This window comes from Arthrobacter sp. B3I4 (genome assembly GCF_030816855.1).
Classification (GTDB): Bacteria; Actinomycetota; Actinomycetes; order Actinomycetales; family Micrococcaceae; genus Arthrobacter.
Genome location: NZ_JAUSYK010000001.1, coordinates 1,788,605 through 1,807,639 on the forward strand (window position 1 = coordinate 1,788,605; position 19,035 = coordinate 1,807,639).

The 19,035-nt window shown below is 68.9% G+C and carries 12 protein-coding genes; 7 read left to right on the plus strand and 5 right to left on the minus strand.

Annotated features, from left to right (window positions below; translation table 11 throughout):
- Nucleotides 1-4: 4 nt before the first annotated feature.
- The 3 genes from QFZ61_RS08460 to QFZ61_RS08470 form a co-directional block, all read right to left on the minus strand.
- Entirely contained in the window at nt 5-676 is a 672-nt protein-coding gene (locus QFZ61_RS08460; protein ID WP_307035091.1) for a methionine ABC transporter permease, read from the minus strand.
- Entirely contained in the window at nt 676-1,701 is a 1,026-nt protein-coding gene (locus QFZ61_RS08465; protein ID WP_307035093.1) for a methionine ABC transporter ATP-binding protein, read from the minus strand. The genes QFZ61_RS08460 and QFZ61_RS08465 overlap by 1 nt, the downstream gene beginning before the upstream one ends.
- Nucleotides 1,702-1,982: 281 nt before the next feature.
- Nucleotides 1,983-2,693 (minus strand): 3'-5' exonuclease, encoded by a 711-nt coding sequence (locus QFZ61_RS08470; protein ID WP_307035095.1) that lies wholly within the window; start codon nt 2,691-2,693, stop codon nt 1,983-1,985.
- Nucleotides 2,694-2,776: 83 nt separating this feature from the next.
- On the opposite strand from QFZ61_RS08470, the gene QFZ61_RS08475 reads away from it, so the two are divergent.
- From QFZ61_RS08475 to QFZ61_RS08485, 3 genes are all read left to right on the plus strand, one after another.
- On the plus strand, nt 2,777-3,193 hold the full coding sequence (locus QFZ61_RS08475) for an MGMT family protein (protein ID WP_307035097.1): 417 nt from the start codon (nt 2,777-2,779) through the stop codon (nt 3,191-3,193).
- A gap of 59 nt (nt 3,194-3,252) precedes the next feature.
- A complete protein-coding gene (locus QFZ61_RS08480) occupies nt 3,253-6,465 on the plus strand; it encodes an ATP-dependent DNA helicase (protein WP_307035099.1) in 3,213 nt (1,070 codons plus the stop codon).
- A gap of 128 nt (nt 6,466-6,593) precedes the next feature.
- A complete protein-coding gene (locus tag QFZ61_RS08485) occupies nt 6,594-10,037 on the plus strand; it encodes an ATP-dependent DNA helicase (protein ID WP_307038070.1) in 3,444 nt (1,147 codons plus the stop codon).
- An 18-nt stretch (nt 10,038-10,055) separates the two neighbouring features.
- Here QFZ61_RS08485 and QFZ61_RS08490 read toward each other — a convergent pair whose 3' ends face one another.
- Nucleotides 10,056-11,516 carry a phosphotransferase gene (locus QFZ61_RS08490; protein ID WP_373427141.1) on the minus strand — a complete coding sequence of 487 codons (1,461 nt, stop codon included), beginning with the start codon at nt 11,514-11,516 and terminating at the stop codon, nt 10,056-10,058.
- A 238-nt stretch (nt 11,517-11,754) separates the two neighbouring features.
- Between QFZ61_RS08490 and nudC the strand changes: the two genes are divergently transcribed.
- The 3 genes from nudC to QFZ61_RS08505 all read left to right on the plus strand — a co-directional run bounded on the left by nudC (nt 11,755) and on the right by QFZ61_RS08505 (nt 15,832).
- Nucleotides 11,755-12,855: an NAD(+) diphosphatase gene (nudC, locus tag QFZ61_RS08495; RefSeq protein ID WP_307035101.1), complete on the plus strand. Its 1,101-nt coding sequence runs from the start codon at nt 11,755-11,757 to the stop codon at nt 12,853-12,855.
- A 257-nt stretch (nt 12,856-13,112) separates the two neighbouring features.
- Nucleotides 13,113-15,203 (plus strand): ATP-dependent DNA helicase UvrD2, encoded by a 2,091-nt coding sequence (locus QFZ61_RS08500; protein WP_307038072.1) that lies wholly within the window; start codon nt 13,113-13,115, stop codon nt 15,201-15,203.
- The gene (locus QFZ61_RS08505) at nt 15,203-15,832 is read left to right on the plus strand and encodes a M48 family metallopeptidase (protein WP_307035103.1); all 630 of its coding nucleotides are present in this window, start codon (nt 15,203-15,205) and stop codon (nt 15,830-15,832) included. The genes QFZ61_RS08500 and QFZ61_RS08505 overlap by 1 nt, the downstream gene beginning before the upstream one ends.
- A gap of 158 nt (nt 15,833-15,990) precedes the next feature.
- Here the strand turns inward: QFZ61_RS08505 and QFZ61_RS08510 are convergent, their stop codons facing one another.
- On the minus strand, nt 15,991-17,457 hold the full coding sequence (locus QFZ61_RS08510; RefSeq protein ID WP_307035105.1) for a zinc-dependent metalloprotease: 1,467 nt from the start codon (nt 17,455-17,457) through the stop codon (nt 15,991-15,993).
- A 236-nt stretch (nt 17,458-17,693) separates the two neighbouring features.
- Here QFZ61_RS08510 and QFZ61_RS08515 point away from each other — a divergent pair, with 236 nt between their 5' ends.
- The gene (locus QFZ61_RS08515; protein WP_307035107.1) at nt 17,694-18,908 is read left to right on the plus strand and encodes a PDZ domain-containing protein; all 1,215 of its coding nucleotides are present in this window, start codon (nt 17,694-17,696) and stop codon (nt 18,906-18,908) included.
- Nucleotides 18,909-19,035: the final 127 nt, after the last annotated feature.

The window sequence follows — 19,035 nt, forward strand, 5'->3', positions numbered from 1 at the left end:
GGGGCTAGCGGTGGTCGAGGCTGCGCGAGATCCGCTCGCCCGCCAGCTGAATGACTTGGACGAGGACGACGATCAGAACGATGGTGACGATCATGACTGTGACGTCGAAGCGCTGGAAGCCGTAGTTGTAGGCCAGCTTGCCCAGCCCGCCGCCGCCGACCAGGCCGGCCATTGCGGAGTAGCCCACCAGCGTCACCACCGTGGTGGTCGCGGCTGCGACGAGAGCCGGAAGGGATTCTCGCAACATCACCTTGCTGATGACCTGCATGTTCGTCGATCCCATCACCTGAGCGGCATCGATCTTGCCGTGGTGCACGTCGCGCAGGCATGACTCCACGAGGCGGGCAAAGAAGGGGATGGTGCCGATGGATAGTGACACGGAGGCGGCGATCGGTCCCAGGCTGGTTCCCGTCAGCGCGCGCGCCAGCGGGATAAGGGCCACCATCAAGATCGCGAAGGGAATGGACCGGGTGATGTTGACGATGACATCGCTGAGGATCCGGTTGGTGACGGGCATGGGGCGCAACCCGCCAGGTGCCGTGACGTGGAGGAAGACGCCCAGGGGCAGGCCGATCAGCACGGTGAAGAAAGCCGAGATTCCAACCATCTGCAGCGTCTCCACGATCGCTTCGGGAAGGGCTTTGGCCAGCACGGGGTTGCCGAAAAGGTCATTCATTAAAGTGCTCCTTCTTCCGCCGGGGCGGCGACCGCAGGCGCGTGTTTGGCGCTGATGCCGCGCTCGTGAAGGTAGCGCAACACGGCCTCGGAATCGGCGCTCTCGGCGAGCTGGACGCGAAGGTGGCCGAACTGCTGGCCACCGAGCGTCTCGACGCTGCCGGCCAGTACATTGAGGTCCAGATCGAAGTGCCGGGCGACTCCGGTCAGCACCGGTTCCCTGGCGCTTTCGCCGGAGAAGAGAAGTTCCAGGACCGGTCCCCGCTGCAGTGCCCCGTGCAGGGGTTCCGACGGCGGCAGCGGGAGCAGGGCCCGGGCGAGCTTTCCGTCCAGTGCACCCGCGACGTCCTGCAGTGCACCGTGCTCGATGATGCGTCCCCTGGATAGCAGCGAGACGGAGTCGCAGACGCGCTTCACCACGTTCATTTCGTGGGTGATGATCAGCACGGTCAGCTGCAGCCGGCGTGTCAGGTCCTTGATCAAATCTAGGATCTCTTCGGTGGTGGCAGGGTCCAGCGCCGAGGTCGGCTCGTCGCATAGCAGGACCTCGGGATCCGAGGCCAGTGCCCGGGCGATACCTACCCGTTGGCGCTGGCCGCCGGAGAGCTGGGACGGGTAAGCATTCTCAAACCCTTCAAGCCCGACCAGTTTCAACAGTTCTGCCACCCTGGTCCGGGTCTTTTCCTTGGGCGTTTTCACAAGTTCCAGCGGGTGCGCGACGTTGCCTGCCGCTGTCCGCGCATCCATCAGGTTAGCGTGCTGGAAGACCATGCCGATGCGCCGCCGCGCTGCCCGGATCTGCGAGTCGCGAACGGAACTCAGCTCCGTGCCGTCGATGCTGACCGAGCCGGAAGTGGGGCGGTCCAGCAGCGTCAGGCAGCGTACCAGGGTGGACTTGCCCGCCCCGGAGTGTCCGATGATGCCGTGGATCGAGCCTTTGGGCACCGAAAGCGTGACGCCGTCCAGTGCCACGACTTCCTTTCGACCCTGCCGGTAGACCTTTCGGAGGTCGGTAACTGTGATCATTTATCCCTTGACGGTTGCGGTGTGGGCGCGGCATATCGTGCCCGTAGCTGAACTTAATTATCTCAGCGGGGCGGAGCAGCATCCACCTGCGAATCTGGTTCGTCACAAAGGGAATATTGGCGCAGGAAATTCAGTGGGCGCAGTAAACGTCGGGACACGGCATGGCGAGCAGCAACCCCAGCGGAATAAGAGACGCGACCTGAATAGCCTGTTACTGAGTGATCCGGCTGTGATCTCGGTCCCAGCACGATTGCCGTTGCTTCGGGCAGCTCTCCGAGCGGCTAGAAGCCGCCCCGGCTGGCGTCCTCGGGCGGCAGCACCGGCCATTGCCCTTCGATCACGGCGGCCGGTTTGGTCTTGCGCAGGTAGCTCTGGAAGTCTTCGGCCTGGGCGGTGGCCCATTCCACCTGGAGCTGGTGGAGGTGGCTTGCGGGCATCTGCAGTTTCGGGAATTTGCCTGCCATGGCATCAAGGACCCGCAGCGTCGCCAAAGCATCCGCCGCAGAGGTGTGGGCGTTGTCCAGCTCCACGCCGTATTCCTCACACAGGGCAGTGAGCGTCCGCTTGCCCTTGCGGTACCGGTCCACCTGCTTGTTCATGATGTACGGATCCAGAACGGGGAAACGGCGCAGCTGCGGAACGCCGTAGCGCGCCGACTCGGCGGCCAGCACCGTGAAGTCGTAACTGGCGTTGAACGCAATCACCGGCACGCCAGTATCGAACAGTTCCTGCAGGACCGCCGCGAGTTCCCGCGTCACTTCCGCGGCCGGCCGGCCGTCGCGGCGGGCCTGTTCGGTGGTGACGCCGTGGACGTCGCTGGCTTCGGTAGGAATTTCGACTCCCGGGTCGGCCAGCCATTCGTGTTCCTTGATCACCGAGCCGTCGGTATCCACGACCGTCACCGAAGCCGTCACGATCCGCGCGGCGCGGGAGTTCCGGCCGGTCGTTTCCAAGTCGAAGGCCGCGCGGGGGAGGGTATGCCAGGTGCTCATGCCTCAACGCTACCGGCTGGCCCGGACAGTTTTGCGCAAGGACTTGCCCCTTGGGAGGCAGTGCGCGAAGGTAACCTTGATCCATGCGGACGGAGTATGTGGAGGCGGTGCTCGAAGTGGCAGCAATGGTGCCGGCGGGCGCGGCTGTCAGCTACGGGGACATCGCCGAACTGCTCGGCGCGGGAGGCCCGCGGCAGGTCGGATCAGTTCTCAGCCACCACGGCAGTGCGGTTCCCTGGTGGCGCATTCTCAAAGCCAACGGGGACGCCCCGCCCGGGCACGAACACGACGCCCTGGCCCGGTACCTCGCCGAAGGGACACCCCTGCTGGGCAGCTACGCCGAGTTCCAGCGCACCGGGGAAGGCCGCTGGCGGGTGGACCTGATGGCTGCCCGCTGGGCCCCCTCCGAACCCGATTTCGACCGGATCGACGCCATAGCCGAACGGCTCGACCGGCAGCTGCATAAACTGTCTGTCCCCAATGATGAAATGTCTGTGTGAGTAGCTCCAGCCAAACCCGCGTGACCGAGTCAAACACCAGCCAACCAAACTTACGCCTCGTGCCGCCGCGGACACGGCACAGCACAGTCCCGGTGCTCTCGCCGGACCAGCAGGACGCCGTCGACGTCGCTCATGGTTCCGGCCCCGTGCTTGTTCCCGGGGCGCCGGGCACCGGCAAGTCAACGGTTTTGGTAGAGGCGGCCGTCCGCCGGGCAGAGCGGGACGGCCTCGATCCGGAGCGGATGCTCATCCTGGCGCCCGGCCGGCTCGCCGCCGATGCGCTGCGTGACCGCTTCACGGCCCGCCTGGACCGCAGCTTGAGCACGACGCCGGCACGCACCTGGGCGTCATATGCTTTCGATGTGATCCGCCGGGCTAAGGCCGAAGGCGTCCTGCCGCTGCCGCACGCACCGAAACTTCTGTCCGGCCCGGAACAGGACCTCATCATCAAGGAGCTCCTTGAGGGCCATGCCCGTCCCGGTTTTGAACTTCCCTGGCCGGCGGACCTCGATGCCGCCCTGCAGACCCGCGGTTTCCGGCAGGAGGTCCGCCAGCTGTTTGACCGCATCATCGAGTCCGGCCGGACGGCTCCGGACCTGGCTGCCCTCGCTGCACGCTGCGGGCGGCCGGACTGGACCGCCGCCGCTGCCCTGTACGCGGAGTACCGCGACGTCCTGGACCTGCGCATGCCCGAAGCCTTTGACCCTGCCGGCATCATTACGGCGGCGCGGCAGATTTTCCAGGATGCCCCGGAGTTCCTGGCCGCCGAGCGGGACCGGCTCCAGCTGATCCTCGTGGACGATATCCAGGAAGCCAATCCAGCGGTCTTCGAGCTGCTGGCGGACATCGCCGCGGGTAAGGACGCGCTGGTCACCTCCTGCCCGGACACCGTGGTGCAGGGATTCCGCGGCGCACGGCCGGATCTTGTCGCCGAGCTTCCCCGGCTGCTGGCGGCCGGCGGCGCTGTGCTGGAGCGGCCCCTCTGGACCGCGCACCGGCACGCCCCCGCGGTCGCCCGGGCCTGGCAGGCGGTCGCGGAGCGGATCTCGCTGCGCTCGGGCGGTACGTCGGCCCGCCGGCTGGAACAGCCGGACGCCGCAGCCGGCGGAACGGTTGAGGCGCACCTGCTGCCCTCCCCGGTGCACGAACTGCGTTACGTGGCGCAGCGGATCCTGGAGGCCCAGCTCAATGACGGGCGCGAACTGGGCGATATCGCCGTGATCGTGCGCAACGGCGGCCAGCTCAGCCAGCTCCAGCGCCACCTTGCCGGCCAAGGCATCCCGGTCCGGATTCCGGTGGCCGAATCCGCGGTCCGCGACGAGGTCGCGGTGCGCCCCCTGCTGGACGCCTATGCGGTCGCCCTGGATCCGGCCATGCTCACCCCCGAGGCCGCCGTCTCGCTGCTCACCTCCCGGATCGGCGGGGCGACGTCGATTGATCTGCGCCGGCTGCGCCAGACGCTGCGCCGCGAGGAGCTGCTGGGCGGGGGCGGCCGCACCAGCGATACGCTGCTGGTCGAGGCGCTGCTGGAGCCGGGTGCTCTGGCGCCCCTTGGCATCGAGGGGCGGCCCGCCCGCCGGGTGGCCCGGATGATCCAGGCAGGCCGTGAGGCAGCGGCAGCGCCGGGCGGCAACGCCGAAACCGTGCTGTGGGCGCTGTGGCACTCCACCGGTCTGGCCGGCCGCTGGACCGAAGCCGCCCTGGCCGGCGGCGCGGCTGGTGCCCGCGCCGACCGGGACTTGGACGCCATGATGGCGCTGTTCCACACAGCAGAACGGTACGTGGACCAGCTGCCGGGGTCAGGTCCGGAACAGTTCCTCGAGTACCTGCTGAGCCAGGAGCTGCCGATGGACACGCTGGCGGCCCGTGCCCAGCTGGAGGACGCGGTGGAACTGATGACGCCCGCCAGCGCGGCAGGCCGCGAGTGGCCGCTCGTGATTGTGCCCGGGCTGCAGGAGGGAGTGTGGCCCAACACCCGGCTGCGCGGGGAGCTGCTGGGCAGCACGGTCTTTGCCGACGCAGTGGAACACGGTGTCGAGTACGCCCTGCAACTCGATCCGCTGAGCCGGCTGCGTGAGATCCGCTACGACGAGCTGCGCAGCTTCTCCACCGCGGTCTCGCGCGCCCAGGAGGTCCTCATCTGTACCGCCGTCTCCTCCGAGGATGAGCAGCCCTCTTCGTTTCTGGACTACGTTTCGCCGCTGGACCCGGACCAGGACCGGCGCGGCTTCACCCCGGTGGAACGGCCGCTGACCCTCCGGGCGCTGGTCGCGGAACTGCGCCAGCACGCCCAGCTTGACGCCGGTTCCGCCGAAGCGGCGGAAGCGGCCGCCGTACTGGGGTCCCTCGCCGCGGCCGAACCGCCCGTGCCCGGCGCCCACCCTGGCAGCTGGTGGGGCCTCGCTCCGCTGTCTTCAACCGACCCGGTGGTGCCGGCCGGCAGCACCGTCTTCGTCTCGCCCTCCAAGGTAGAAACCGTACAGAAGTCGCCGCTGGACTGGTTCGTCCAGGCTGCGGGCGGAGAGGCTGCCACCGACTTCGCCCGCAGCCTCGGAACGCTGGTCCATGCGATCGCCCAGGACCTCCCGGACGCCTCAGGTGGGGAGTACGTTGCGGAACTGGTCAAGCGCTGGCCGGCGCTCGGGATGAAGGACAACTGGGAGGGCAAACTCGACTTCCAGCGGGCCGAGACGATGGTCCGGAAGCTGGCCCAGTATGTCCTGATCATGCGCAGCGAGGGGAGAAGCCTGCTCGGCGTCGAGCGGGACTTCGAAGTGAAGCTGCCCGACGTGGTCCCGGAGGGCGGTCCGGAGGGGGATGAGAACTGGCCGGCGCGGCCTGCCGTGCTCCGCGGGCAAGTCGACAGGCTGGAGATCGACGCCGAGGGCCGCCTGGTCATCGTGGACCTGAAGACCGGCAAACGGCAGCCCGGTAAGGCCGAACTCGAACGGCACCCCCAGCTGGGCGCCTACCAGGCCGCGGTCCTTGCCGGCGGTTTCTCCGGCCCCGACGACGGAACTCCGCTGCTGCCCGGCGGGGCGGTACTGGCCCAGCTCGGCACGGGCACCAAGAGCCCCGGGGTGCAGAGCCAGCCGCCGCTCGACCCCGACGCGAACTGGGCACTGGACCTCGTCGGCGAAGCCGCCCGGATCATGTCCGGCAGCACCTTCGAAGCCCGCCATGACCCGGCCAAGGGCGGGCACGGCGGCCACGGCTGCCGGCTGCCGGAAGTCTGCCCGCTGTGCGCACGCGGAAAGCAGGTCACCGAATGAGCAGCCAGAGTACGGCGTCGGTGGCGCAGGGAACAGCATGGCAGCCCGACCCGCTGCCGCAGACACGCCCGGAGTCCCGGCCCGAGGTCCCGCCCGAGCCGCGGTTCAGCCCCGAGGAGCTCTCGGCGATGCTGGGGGAGAAGAACAGCCCCACCGCCGAGCAGTCGCAGATCATCTCTTCGCCGCTCAGCCCCAGGCTGGTCATCGCGGGGGCCGGTTCAGGAAAGACGGCCACCATGGCGGACCGGGTGGTGTGGCTGGTCGCCAACGGCTGGGTCAGGCCGGAGGAAGTCCTCGGTGTGACCTTCACCCGCAAGGCGGCCGGAGAGCTTGCCACCCGGATCCGGGCCAAGCTTTCCGCCCTCGCACGGATCGCAGCGGCTGACACCGATCACCAGGTGTTCCCGGCCGGGCTGCTCAGCACCGACGCCCTGGAACCCAAGGTCTCCACCTATCACTCCTATGCCAGCGGCATCGTCTCCGACTACGGGCTGCGCCTCGGCGTCGAACGTGACGTCGTATTGCTGGGCGGGGCACAATCCTTCCAGCTGGCGAGCGAGGTCGTGGAAGCCTACGACGGCGATTACCAGCACTTCCGCGCGGCCAAATCCACCCTCGTCAAAGCCGTCATCCAGCTCGCTGGCGAATGCGCCGAGCACCTGCAGGATCCGGGCCAGGTCCGCGGCTGGCTGCTGGACCGGGTGGCCGAGTTTGAGGCGCTGCCGTATGCCGCCACTGCCAAAAAGAATCCCAGCCAGGCCGCGGGGGATCTCAGTGCCATGCTCCGGACGCGGGCCAGCGTCGCGGACATGGTTGGACGCTATGCGGAGGCCAAAAGGGCACGGGGCGCCCTTGATTTCGGTGACCTGGTTGCCCTTGCAGCCCGGGTGGCCAGTGAAATTCCGGTGGCGGCGCAGACCGAACGCCAGCGCTACAAGGTGGTGCTGCTGGACGAATTCCAGGACACTTCCCACGCCCAGCTCGTGCTGTTTTCCCGGCTGTTCGGCGACGGGCACGCCGTCACCGCTGTAGGCGACCCGAACCAGTCAATTTACGGCTTCCGCGGCGCATCCGCCGGACAGCTCTTCCACTTCGTCCGCGAGTTCCCGCTCCGCGTTGACACGGCCGCCGCGGCCGCAGCGGGCGAAGGCGACGGTAACGGCGACGGCAACGGCATCTCAAACGGCGGTCCGTCGAAGTTCGCCGTGGCACCGACGTCGTATCTCACCACGGCGTGGCGCAACGGCCGCAACATCCTCGAGGCGGCCAACGTGATTTCCGCCCCGCTGAGCAGGGCAGCGGCGCAAACGGGCGCTGCTGGTGCCCGGGACACTGCCGTGGCCGTGGACGTCCCGCCGCTGCAGCCGAGCCCGGCCGCCGTGCAGGGCCGCGTCCTGATGGCCCGCTTCGGCACCGACGAGGACGAGGCGGCGGCCATCGCTGCGGACGTGCTGAAGTTCCGTGTCACCGACTTCGACGCCGCCGCGGCGCCGGACGCCGAGCCGCCGGCGATGGCCGTGCTCTGCCGCCGCCGTGCGCAGATGGAGTGCATCCGACGGGAATTCGAGCTGCGCGGGATCCCCTACGAGATCGTAGGCCTCGGCGGGCTGCTGGACACCCCCGAGATCGTCGACCTCGTCGCGACCCTGCGGGTTCTGGCCGACCCGGGCCGTTCGGATTCCCTCATGCGCCTGCTTGCCGGAGCCCGCTGGCGGATCGGGCCCGCGGACCTGATGGCCTTCCGCGACTGGTCGAGCTTCCTGGCCCGGCGCCGGGGCCGGCCGGGTGCTGCCGACGAGGACGAGGACATGGACGCCGCCGAGACGGTGATCGAAGCCGACCTCACCGACGCCGCGAGTCTGGTTGAGGCGCTGGACTGGCTGCCCCGCCCGGACTGGACTTCCGCCAACGGCCGGCGGTTGAGCCCGGCGGCGCTGGAACGGCTCCAGCGGCTCTCCGCCGAGCTCCGGCAACTGCGCAGCTTCATGGGTGATGACCTCAGCACACTCCTCGGCGAGGTGGAACGGTCCATGCTCCTGGACATCGAAGTCGCAGCCCGCCCCGGCATCAGCATCCACCAGGCCCGGCGCAACCTGGACGCCTTCCAGGACGCCGCAGCAGGGTTCCTGCACACCTCGCAGCGGGTCGACGTCCTCGCCTTCCTGGCCTGGCTCGAGGCCGCTGCCGCAGAGGAAAACGGCCTGGACGCGGCGGCGCCGGACGTCAACCACGAAGCGGTCCAGCTCCTGACCGTCCACGCCTCCAAGGGCCTGGAATGGGATGTGGTCTTCGTGCCCGGGCTCAACGCCGGGGCGTTCCCCAGCAGCCGGGACTCGCGCTGGAGCAGCGGATCAGCCGCCCTGCCATGGCCGCTCCGCGGAGACCGGGCCGACCTGCCGCAATGGGACCTCGACCACCCGGACCAGAAGGGCTGGCTAGATGCCGAAAAGGACTTCAAATCCGCGGTCCAAGTCCACGGCGAAGCCGAGGAACGACGGCTCGCCTACGTGGCCTATACCCGGGCGAAGCACGTGCTCTGGGTCTCCAGCGCGGCGTGGGTGGGCTCCCGGGCCGGCCTGGCCGGCATGTCGCCGTTCCTGGCTGAACTCGAGGTCCTGAGTGCGGCCGGGACGGCGGAAATCCATCCGCGGTCGGTCGCGGAGGAGTCCCTGCCGGAGGAGAGTCCTCTCACCAGTGAGGTGGAGCTCGCCCTGTGGCCGTACGACCCGTTGGAGGGCCCCGTGAATCCCCGCACCGGCGCCAGGCTACGGTTGGTGCCGGGCCGCCGCGCCGCGATGGAAGGTGCCGCCTTCCGGGTCCTGGCTCAGCTGGCAGACCCCGACGCCGGGCACCCCGCCGCCCCGGTCCCTGCACGGCCGCTGCGCGGGCAGGCCGCAGGGTGGGCTCAGGAAGCGGCCACCTTGTTGGAGCGGCGCTCCCGGCGGAGGGCGGTCCACGACGTGCATCTACCCGGACACATCTCTGCCTCCACCCTGGTGGACTTGGACGACGACCCGGCCTCCGTGGTCGCCCGGCTGCGGCGTCCGGTCCCGCGTGAACCGGGGATGTCGGCCCGCAAGGGAACGGCGTTCCACGCCTGGGTCGAAGAGTATTTCGGCACCTCCGGAATGCTGGACCTCGGCGAGGCACCCGGATCGGACGACCACATTGATGAGGCCTACGGCCTGGACGCCATGGTGGAGACTTTCCGTCAATCGGAATGGGCGCACCGTGCGCCCGCCCACGTCGAAGTGCCGGTGGAAACCCGGGTTGGTGACGTGGTGGTCCGAGGCCGCATCGACGCCGTTTTCCGGGACGCCGACGGCGGCTGGGACCTAGTGGACTGGAAGACCGGCCGCAGGCCCTCGACGGCCCAGCTCAAAACCAAAGCGGTCCAACTCGCCGTCTACCGGTTGGCATGGTCCCGGCTCAAGGGCGTGCCGCTTGAGCAGGTCCGGGCCGCGTTCTACTACGTCGCCGACGACGCGGTGGTGCGCCCGCACGACCTCGGGTCCGCGGAACGACTTGAGGAGATTATTGCTGCGGCCCTGGGGAGGACAGCAACGAAGTAGCGCCGGAACCGGGGAAGACTACGAAGAACCCTTGGCCGGGACCACCGTCAACGCCGTCGTTGAGGTGTCGTCCGCGGCGGACGGTTTCCGGGGAATCGCGTGAGCTCCGGCCGCCAGCGTCCGGGCGTGCTCGGGCCGCCGTACCTCTGCCGGGGCTTCCTCGTTTTCCGCCGGCGCGGTGCGGGCCGGTGCATCCGCTGCGCCCGACTGGTCTGTTTTTGGTGCCGCGCCGGCGGCGTCGTTCTGCCCTGCGGCAGGGACCACATCCCGGGGGCCCTCGTGGCCGGGGATCTCACCGTCAGTGGCCTCACCGTCAGTGGCCTCACCGTCAGGGACTTCGTCGCGGGGTATCGGGGTGACATGGACGGCTGCGACGGCAGCGCCGGACGTCAGCCGTTCCGCTGCGGAGCGTGGCGCGTCCGGGCCGATCGGCTGGACGGTGACAGCGGGCTGGGCGGTGGCGGCGGGCTGGGCCGTGACGGCCGGCTGGACGGTGGCGGCCGGCACGACGGAGACGGCAGGCTGGGCGGGCTGCGGCAGCGGTTCCACGCTGATCGGCTGGCCGCCGTGCTCCGCGACGTCGTCTGCCAGCGCTGCCAGCATCGATTCGGCTTCGTACACCATGTCCAGGTCGTCTGCGGCGAGGCCCTTCACCAGGTACTGCGCCAGAGCGAACTCGGCGGATAACGCCGCGCGGCGCAGCAGATGGGAGTCCGGCACGTCCCGGCGGCTATCGGAGTACTGTGCGAGCACCGTGTCGACGAAGTCCTGGTCGTTGGAGGCGACCAGCCAGGCCATGTCGTCGGCGGGGTCGCCGATGCGCAGGTCCGTCCAGCCGGTCACGGCGGTGACGCGGTCCCCGTCCACCAGAATGTTGTCCTCATGCAGGTCCCCGTGCACCACGCTGGGGTTGAATCGCCACAGCGACACATCCTCCAGCGCGTGCTCCCAGCGGCGGAGCAGCAACGGCGGGATCTTGCCGGTCGTCGCTGCCTGGTCAAGCTCGTTGAGCCGGCGCTGCCGGAACTCATTCGGCGTGTAACTGGGAAGGTCGGCGTTGCTGACCAGGGAGCGCGGCAGATCGTGGACGGCCGCCAAGGCAGTCCCGATTTCACGGGCCAGCGCAGCGGGGCCGCTGCTGAGTTCCTCGACTGAACGGGTGGCACCGGAAAGGTGGGAGTACACGAAGGTACTCAGCGTGCCCTGCCGGACGGTGCCGGCCACGGTGGGCATCAGGAAGGGAAGCTCGGCCCGGATTCCCGGGGTGAAAGCACGGAGCACCAGGAACTCGGTTTCGAGCCGGGCACTGGCTTCGGCATGCCGCGGCGAGCGCACCCGCCAGCGCTTGCCCTCAGTGTCCAGGAGAAGGGCGGAATCGAAGTCTGCCGGATCGTCGGGGGCAGAGCTCACGGCCGTCGGGGTCAGGCCGGGGACTGCCGCCGTTGCTACCGCTGCCAGTTCGATTGGGTTTCTTCTCACGCTTCCACGGTAGATTGAGCCGCGCCCAAGACGGCGATGCATTGCGGCGAGTCGAAAGATCGTCCAGAAATAGCACCGACGCACTGACCCCAGCGGCCCCACCGGCGACAACGGCCCCAGGGGAGCCGCGGCCTGGCGCCGCCGGCTCCCGTCGTCTGCGCGGCTCATTCGCTGCAAGGACGGCGGCCGCCGCCGACGGTAAATGTCAATTGTCAGCGGGGGTCGGTACGGTGGGTACATGAGTCTTGCGGAGTCAGCAGAATCCGGTGCCGCCCAGAGAAACGGCCTGAATATCGGCCCCAGTGGTGACGGCCAGAACACCGGGCCGAACGGCCGCGGAGAGAGCCTGCCTGCCAACAGCCTCCGCGACACCGTCCTCCCGGTGCGCCCGGCACTGATTGACCGGGGCTCCGCGGCCCGACTGAAACCGGGCATGCTGGAGGATCTGCTGGGATCCGGCGGCGTCCAGGCCATGCTGCTGTCGGGGCGCCAGGCGCTGGTCAGTGGCGACGGGTTGGTTTTCCTCGACGCGGCCGACCTCGCCGCGCGCCTCAAAGGAACCGCCCACGCGCCCGAACAAGTGGTTTACCTCGGCTCCGCGCTGCCCGGGTCGGGTACGGCGGAGGGAACCGAATACGTGCTTTTCATTCTTCCCGAACAGTTCGAGGTGCATGCCGAACCGTTCGAGGAGCGCGTCGACGGCATCCCTGCCGCCGCGCAGTGGGCCGGCTTCCGCGAAGTGGCCAGCCAACTGGACGCCAGGGACACCGCGCTGTTCATAGAGGCCAGCGCCATCGCGAACTGGCATGCCAGCCACACCCACTGCCCGCGCTGCGGCGCCGCCACGGTCCCGGAAGCCGGCGGCTGGGTGCGGCGCTGCCCGTCGGATAATTCAGAGCATTACCCGCGCACTGACCCGGCGATCATCGTCACCGTCGTCGGGCCGGACGACCGGTTGCTGCTGGGCGGCGGCGGGCCGCTCGACGCCCGGAACTACTCGACCCTGGCCGGCTTCGTCGAGCCGGGGGAATCCCTGGAACAGGCAGTGGTCCGCGAAATCGGCGAAGAAGTCGGGGTGCGCGTCACGGCCTGCCAGTACCTCGGCTCCCAGCCCTGGCCCTTCCCGGCGTCGCTGATGCTCGGCTTCACGGCCACGACGGCCGACACGGAGGCCAAGCCCGACGGCGTCGAGGTCACCCGGGCGCGCTGGTTCAGCCGGTCCGAGCTTCAGGAAGCAGTGGCCAGCGGCGACATCGTCATCTCCAGCAAGCTCTCGATCGCGCGGGCCCTGATCGAACACTGGTACGGCGGCGTCATCCATGACCGTCCGGAACTGTGAGCGGCGCCGGTCATGAATGCCTTCCGTCCTGAGTTCCAGCGCCACACGCCGGCGTGCCTCCGAGCACACCGCCCCCGGCGCGGCCCACTCCGCGGCGCCCCAGTCGCGGACCTCCACCAACTGAGCAAGTAGAAGTGAACACAGACATATTCCAGACCAGCGACCTCCCGGCCGGACCGCCCGCAGCAGGTGCGCCGGCCTCTGCACCCTCCGCCCTCGAACTTCCGCCACCGGACAACCGCTCCCTTGAGGAGCGGATCCTCGGAGGTCTCGACGCCGAACAGCGTGAGGTGGCCAGCACCCTGAACGGCCCGATGTGCGTGCTCGCGGGAGCCGGGACCGGTAAGACCCGTGCCATCACGCACCGCATTGCGTACGGCGTGCACTCGGGCGTGTACAGCCCGCAACGGCTCCTGGCCGTCACCTTCACCGCCCGGGCCGCGGCTGAAATGCGCAGCAGGCTCAGGGACCTCGGCGTCGGCAGTGTACAGGCCCGCACTTTCCACGCTGCCGCGCTGCGTCAACTTCAATTCTTCTGGCCCCAGGCCGTCGGCGGCGCCCTTCCGAACCTGCTGGATCACAAGGCGCAAATGATCGCCGAAGCGGCCCGCCGGCTGCGGCTCAGCACCGACCGGGCCTCCATCCGCGACCTTGCCTCCGAAATTGAGTGGGCCAAAGTGTCCATGCTCACCCCCGCCAATTACCTGGAAAAAGCCCAGGGCCGCGGCACGCCCGGCGGCTTCGACCTGACCGCAGTGGCCCGAGTGTTCCAGTCCTACGAAGACGTCAAAACGGACCGCAACGTGATCGACTTCGAGGACGTGCTGCTGATCACCGTAGGCATCCTGCAGGAGGACCCGAAGGTTGCCGCCACCGTCCGGGAGCAGTACCGGCACTTCGTGGTGGACGAATACCAGGACGTTTCGCCGCTGCAGCAGCGGCTCCTCGAGCTCTGGCTGGGCGGCCGCGACGACCTCTGCGTCGTGGGTGACGCGAGCCAGACAATTTATTCCTTCACGGGCGCCTCGCCCAAGCACCTGCTCGGATTCAAGAGCCAGTTCCCCAATGCCACCGTGGTGAAGCTGGTCCGTGACTACCGCTCCACCCCGCAGGTGGTCAAACTGGCCAACGAGCTGCTGGCCGGACGGCGCAGCGGCGGTCCCGTCGCGGACGCGGCCTGGGCTGCGCCGCTGCAGCTTGTGGCGCAGCGGCCGGCCGGGCCCGTGCCGCAGTTCACCGAATGCTCCGACGACGAGGCGGAAGCTGCGACGGTCGCGGTGAAGATCAAGGCATTGCTGGACGCGGGGACTCCGGCGAGCCAGATTGCCGTGCTGTTCCGTACCAATGGCCAGTCGGAAGCCTATGAACAGGCCCTCGCCTCGGCCGGCATCGGGTACCAGCTCCGCGGCGGCGAACGGTTCTTCGCCCGGAAGGAAGTCCGGGACGCGATCCTGCAGCTGCGGGCCGCCACCCGGGCGGTCTCCGAGACCGCCGCGCCGGAGCCGCTGGGCCAGCTGGTCCGCGACATCGTGTCCTCGCTCGGTTACACCGACGCCGCTCCGCACAACGGCGGCGCCCTCCGGGAACGCTGGGAATCGCTCGCAGCTTTGGTGGCGCTTGCCGACGAGCTGGTGGTCAGCAGGGGAGCGCAGTTCAGCCTCGCGGATTTCGTGAACGAACTGCAGGAACGGTCCCTGGCGCAACACGCCCCGACGGTCCAGGGCGTCACCCTTGCGTCCCTGCACGCCGCCAAGGGCCTGGAATGGGAGGCCGTGTTCCTGGTGGGCCTGAGCGAAGGCCTGGTGCCGATTTCCTTCGCGGACACCCCCGAGGCGGTGGATGAGGAACGCCGCCTGCTCTATGTCGGCATCACCCGGGCGAAAGAACACCTGTACCTGTCCTGGTCAACCGCCAGGACCCCGGGGGGCCGGGCCAACCGGAAGCCCTCCCGGTTCCTCGACGGGCTGCGGCCCGACTCGGTGGCCAGCTCCTCGGTCCGCGGCAAGGGAGCGGCCCCGCGCCGCAAGGCAGCCGTTCCGGCGTCGTGCAGGATCTGCGGCAGCATGCTCTCCAGCGGAGCCGAACGGAAGGTGGGCCGGTGCAGCCAGTGCCCGCCAAGCTACGAGGAGCAAACGTTCGAGGCGTTGCGGCAGTGGCGGAAGGAAACCGCGCTGGAGGCCGACGTCCCGGCGTTCGTGGTCTTCACCGACGCGACGCTGACCGCGATCGCCGAAGCGCGGCCGGAATCCCTCGAACAACTCGCCAAGCTGCCCGGCGTCGGCGCATCAAAGCTGGAAAAGTACGGCGAGGCCGTGCTGCTGATCCTGGCCGAGAGTTCCACCCTCTAATGCCCGGCACGGCGAACAGCATCCCGCTGACCACCGCTGACGGTGCCCCCGTCGAGGTCCGCCGGTCGGCCCGCCGGCGCCGGACGGTGGCCGCGTTCTGGGAAAACGGCACCGCCGTCGTTGCGATCCCCGCCCACTTCAGCGGGGCGCAGGAACGCGAGTGGGTGCACCGGATGCTCGAGAAGCTCCGGCTGCAGGGCAACCGCGGCGCCAAGGCCGCCGGCAAGCGCCGCGCCGGCAGCGACGACGAACTGGCAGAACGCGCAGCCGCCCTCTCTGCCCAGTACCTCGCAGGGCGCGCCGTCCCCAGCTCGGTCCGCTGGGTGACAAACCAGAACTCGCGCTGGGGCTCGGCGACGCCGTCGGAGGGAACCATCCGGCTCTCACACAAACTCAGGCCGATGCCCCAGTGGGTGATCGACTATGTCCTGCTGCATGAACTGGCTCACCTGCTGGTGGCCGCCCACAACGCCGCGTTCTGGCGGCTGCTGGCTGCCTACCCGGAGACCGAACGCGCCAAGGCCTTCCTCGAAGGCGTCTCCTTCGCTACCTCCCGCGGACTTCCACCCGCTGCGGACACGGCCGACGGCGCCGACGACGTCGGGCAGGCCGACTGCGCGGACGCCTGATCGCGGGAAAGCCCCCGCCCTGACGGGGAAAGCCCAAAGCCCCACGGGGAAAGCCCTGCCCACGGAAAAGCCCCCGGAAAAGCCCTGACACACGAAAAAGCCCCGGCCCGAACCGAGGTTCGGGCCGGGGCTTTCCGCTGCCGTTCGCTGAGGTGCCGTCAGGCCTTGGGCGTCCCGCCCGAGTCGCCGGCCTCGGGCTCGTCGCCCGCGTCGCCGCCGGACTCACGCTCTTCGTCGCCGTCGCGCTCCTCCCCGGCCCCGTCCGCTCCGGGCGTGTCCGTGTCGAACCCGCCGCTGAGCAGTTTTTGCAGGGCGTCGTCCACCTCGGTGTCACTGGCCTCGGCCAGTTTGCGGCGTTCGCTGAAACCCTTCGGATCGTCCAGGTCCTCGGCGGTGGGCAACAGGTCGGGGTGCTGCCAGATGGCGTCCCGGCCCTCCACACCGCGTTCCTCCCGGAGCTGGGCCCACAGGGCGGCGGCCTCGCGCAGCCGCCGGGGCCGCAGTTCAAGGCCGACCAGCGATGAAAACGCGTGCTCTGCCGGGCCGCCGGTGGCGCGGCGGCGCCGGACCGTCTCGCGCAGCGCCGACGCCGAGGGCAGCATCTTGTCGGTCGCGGCGGCAGTCAGTTCGTCGACCCACCCCTCCACCAGTGCCAGGGCGGTCTCCAGCTTTTCGAGGGCCTGCTCCTGCGCCGGGGTGCGCTGGGGCATGAACACGCCCTGCGAGAGAGCCTCCTGGATGCCCTCCGGGTTGCTGGGGTCCAGCTCGCGCGCCAGCTCTTCAATCTTCGACGTGTCGATGTGGATGCCGCGGGCGTAAGCCTCAATCGCGCCGAGCAGGTGGCCGCGCAGCCACGGTACCTGGACGAAGAGCCGGGCGTGGGCAGCCTCGCGGACCGCCAGGAAGAGCCGGATGTCGTTCTCCGGCAGACTGAGGCCCTCGCCGAACTTCGCCACGTTTGCCGGCAGCAGCGCCATTTCCAGGTCCGCCAGCGGGACGCCGATATCGGTGGAGCTGACCACTTCGGCGGAGAGGGCGCCGATCGCCTGCCCCAGCTGCATGCCGAAGATCGCACCGCCCATGTTCTGCAGCATCGAGGAGGCGCCGCCCATCATGGTCTTCATTTCCTCGGGCATCTGTTCGGTCATGGCGGAGGAAAGCGCGTTGGCGATGCTGTTGGCGACCGGCTCCGTCAGGCGCTTCCAGGTGCCGAGGGTTTCCTCGACCCACTCCGCGCGGGACCAGGCCCGGCCGATCAGTCCGGTGGAAGGAAGTTCCGTCACCTGATCCAGCCAGAGTTCAGCCAGCCGCAGCGCCTCGTCGACCTGCCGGGACTGCGCGGCGGTCACGGACGGGTCGGAGCCGCTGGCGGCCACCCTGCGGGCGTTCTCGTGGGCCAGCTGCCAGTTGACGGGCCCCTCGGACGGGGCGCTCATCATGGCCTGGACCTGGGAAAACATCTGGGCCAGCAGGTTCGGATCGTCCGGCAGTCCGGCGGCCTTGGCGAGCTCCGCCGGATCAATGTCCCCCATGCCCCTGCCGCCCATCAGGTTCTGCAGCAACTCCGCCAGCGGATCCTTGGGTTCGTCGTCCCCGCTGGACGGATTAAGTGGGTTAGAGGTCATGATCCCGCCGATCGTCGGTGTGACTGGTACTCAACTTCACGCTACCCCTCCGCGCGAGCGGCTGTCTCCCGAAACCGTGCCACGTTCGCTGTCGGCAAAGAGCCCCGGCAGCGTGCAAGCGCGTAGTGTTGGGAGCTGGAATAATTGCAGGCTGCCGCGCCGGTTCCGGCCGCAGCCGCAGCGCCTTGATCCCGCCCCCAGGGGCACCCCTGGCGCCGGCACGGAGAGGTCCTTCATTGACGTTTACCCAGGGCGGCCAGCCTCGCGGCGAATCAGCGCCGGCAACAGTTGACGACGCCGGTGGCGGCGGCGGTGCCGGCCATGGCACCCTCTGGTCCAGGTTTGGCCCCGGACGCACCGGTGACGGCAGGACGCCGCGCCGCCGCGCCGACGGCGGGGGAGCGGAGAGCCGGTCGTCCGCCATGCTCGTCTCCGGCCTGCTGTCTCTCGCCTTGGGCATGGCCGCCATGACCCTTCCCGTTCCCTATGTGATTGAATCCCCCGGCCCGACCTTCAACACGCTGGGCACCGACAACGGCAAACCGGTCATTGCCGTATCGGGGCACCAGACCTTCCCCGCCCAGGGCAGCCTGGACCTCACCACCGTCTACGTCGACGGCGGTCCCAACGGGCCGGTCAGCGTCTTTGAGGCCCTCAGCGCCTGGCTCAACGGGTCCAAGGCCGTCTACCCGGAGGAACTGATCTTCCCCACCGGCGTCACCAGGGAACAGTCGCAGCAGGAGAGCGCCGTCGCGATGACCACCTCGCAGGAAAACGCTGTGGCCGCTGCCCTGAAGGAACTCGGCATCGCGTTCGAGCAGAAGTTGCAGGTGGCCGGGATCCCGGACGACTCGGCCAGCAAGGGCAAAATCCAGGAAGGGGACGTCCTGGTTTCGGTCGGCGGCAAGCCGGTCACCGCCCTCAGCGTCATCCAGGCGGAACTCGCGGACGGAAAGGGCAAGCCCGTCGCCGTCGTCGTGGACCGGAACGGCACCCAGTTGCCCGTCACAGTCACTCCGACGAAGTCCCAGACCGGCCGCTACCTGCTTGGCGTCGCGCTGCAGTACAAGTTCAAGTTCCCCTTCGACGTCAAGATCTCCCTGGACAAGGTCGGGGGACCCAGCGCGGGCATGATGTTCGCGCTCGGCATCGTGGACACCGTCACGCCAGGGGACCTGACGGGCGGCAAGCACATCGCCGGAACCGGCACCATTAACCCCGACGGTGCCGTCGGAGCCATCGGCGGCATCGGCCAAAAGATGGTCGGGGCACGCTCCGGCGGCGCCACCCTGTTCCTCGCCCCAGCGGCGAACTGCGACGACGTCGTCGGGCATATCCCGGCGGGGCTGCAGGTGGTCAAGGTCGAAAACCTGACCGAGGCGCGGCACGCCGTTGAACTGGCCGCCGGGGGAAGCGACACATCGGGACTTCCCGCCTGCACCAGCAATTAGACTGACCCCGGAACTAAGCTCCGGTGCCACTCGTGGCACTAATGACGGCTGTTGCCGCCCCTGCCCGGGCGGTGCCGGCGGTCCCTGCAACTGAAGACCTAAACAACTGAACACCTGACAACTAAAA

Bases quoted from the DNA above. Each gene is read 5' to 3' on its own strand.
- QFZ61_RS08475 (WP_307035097.1), top strand. From the start codon at position 2,777: ATGCGGACGGAGTATGTGGAGGCGGTGCTCGAAGTGGCAGCAATGGTG.
- QFZ61_RS08485 (WP_307038070.1), top strand. From the start codon at position 6,594: ATGCTGGGGGAGAAGAACAGCCCCACCGCCGAGCAGTCGCAGATCATC.
- QFZ61_RS08470 (WP_307035095.1), bottom strand. From the start codon at position 2,693: ATGAGCACCTGGCATACCCTCCCCCGCGCGGCCTTCGACTTGGAAACG.
- QFZ61_RS08460 (WP_307035091.1), bottom strand. From the start codon at position 676: ATGAATGACCTTTTCGGCAACCCCGTGCTGGCCAAAGCCCTTCCCGAA.
- QFZ61_RS08505 (WP_307035103.1), top strand. From the start codon at position 15,203: ATGCCCGGCACGGCGAACAGCATCCCGCTGACCACCGCTGACGGTGCC.
- nudC (WP_307035101.1), top strand. From the start codon at position 11,755: ATGAGTCTTGCGGAGTCAGCAGAATCCGGTGCCGCCCAGAGAAACGGC.
- QFZ61_RS08510 (WP_307035105.1), bottom strand. From the start codon at position 17,457: ATGACCTCTAACCCACTTAATCCGTCCAGCGGGGACGACGAACCCAAG.
- QFZ61_RS08465 (WP_307035093.1), bottom strand. From the start codon at position 1,701: ATGATCACAGTTACCGACCTCCGAAAGGTCTACCGGCAGGGTCGAAAG.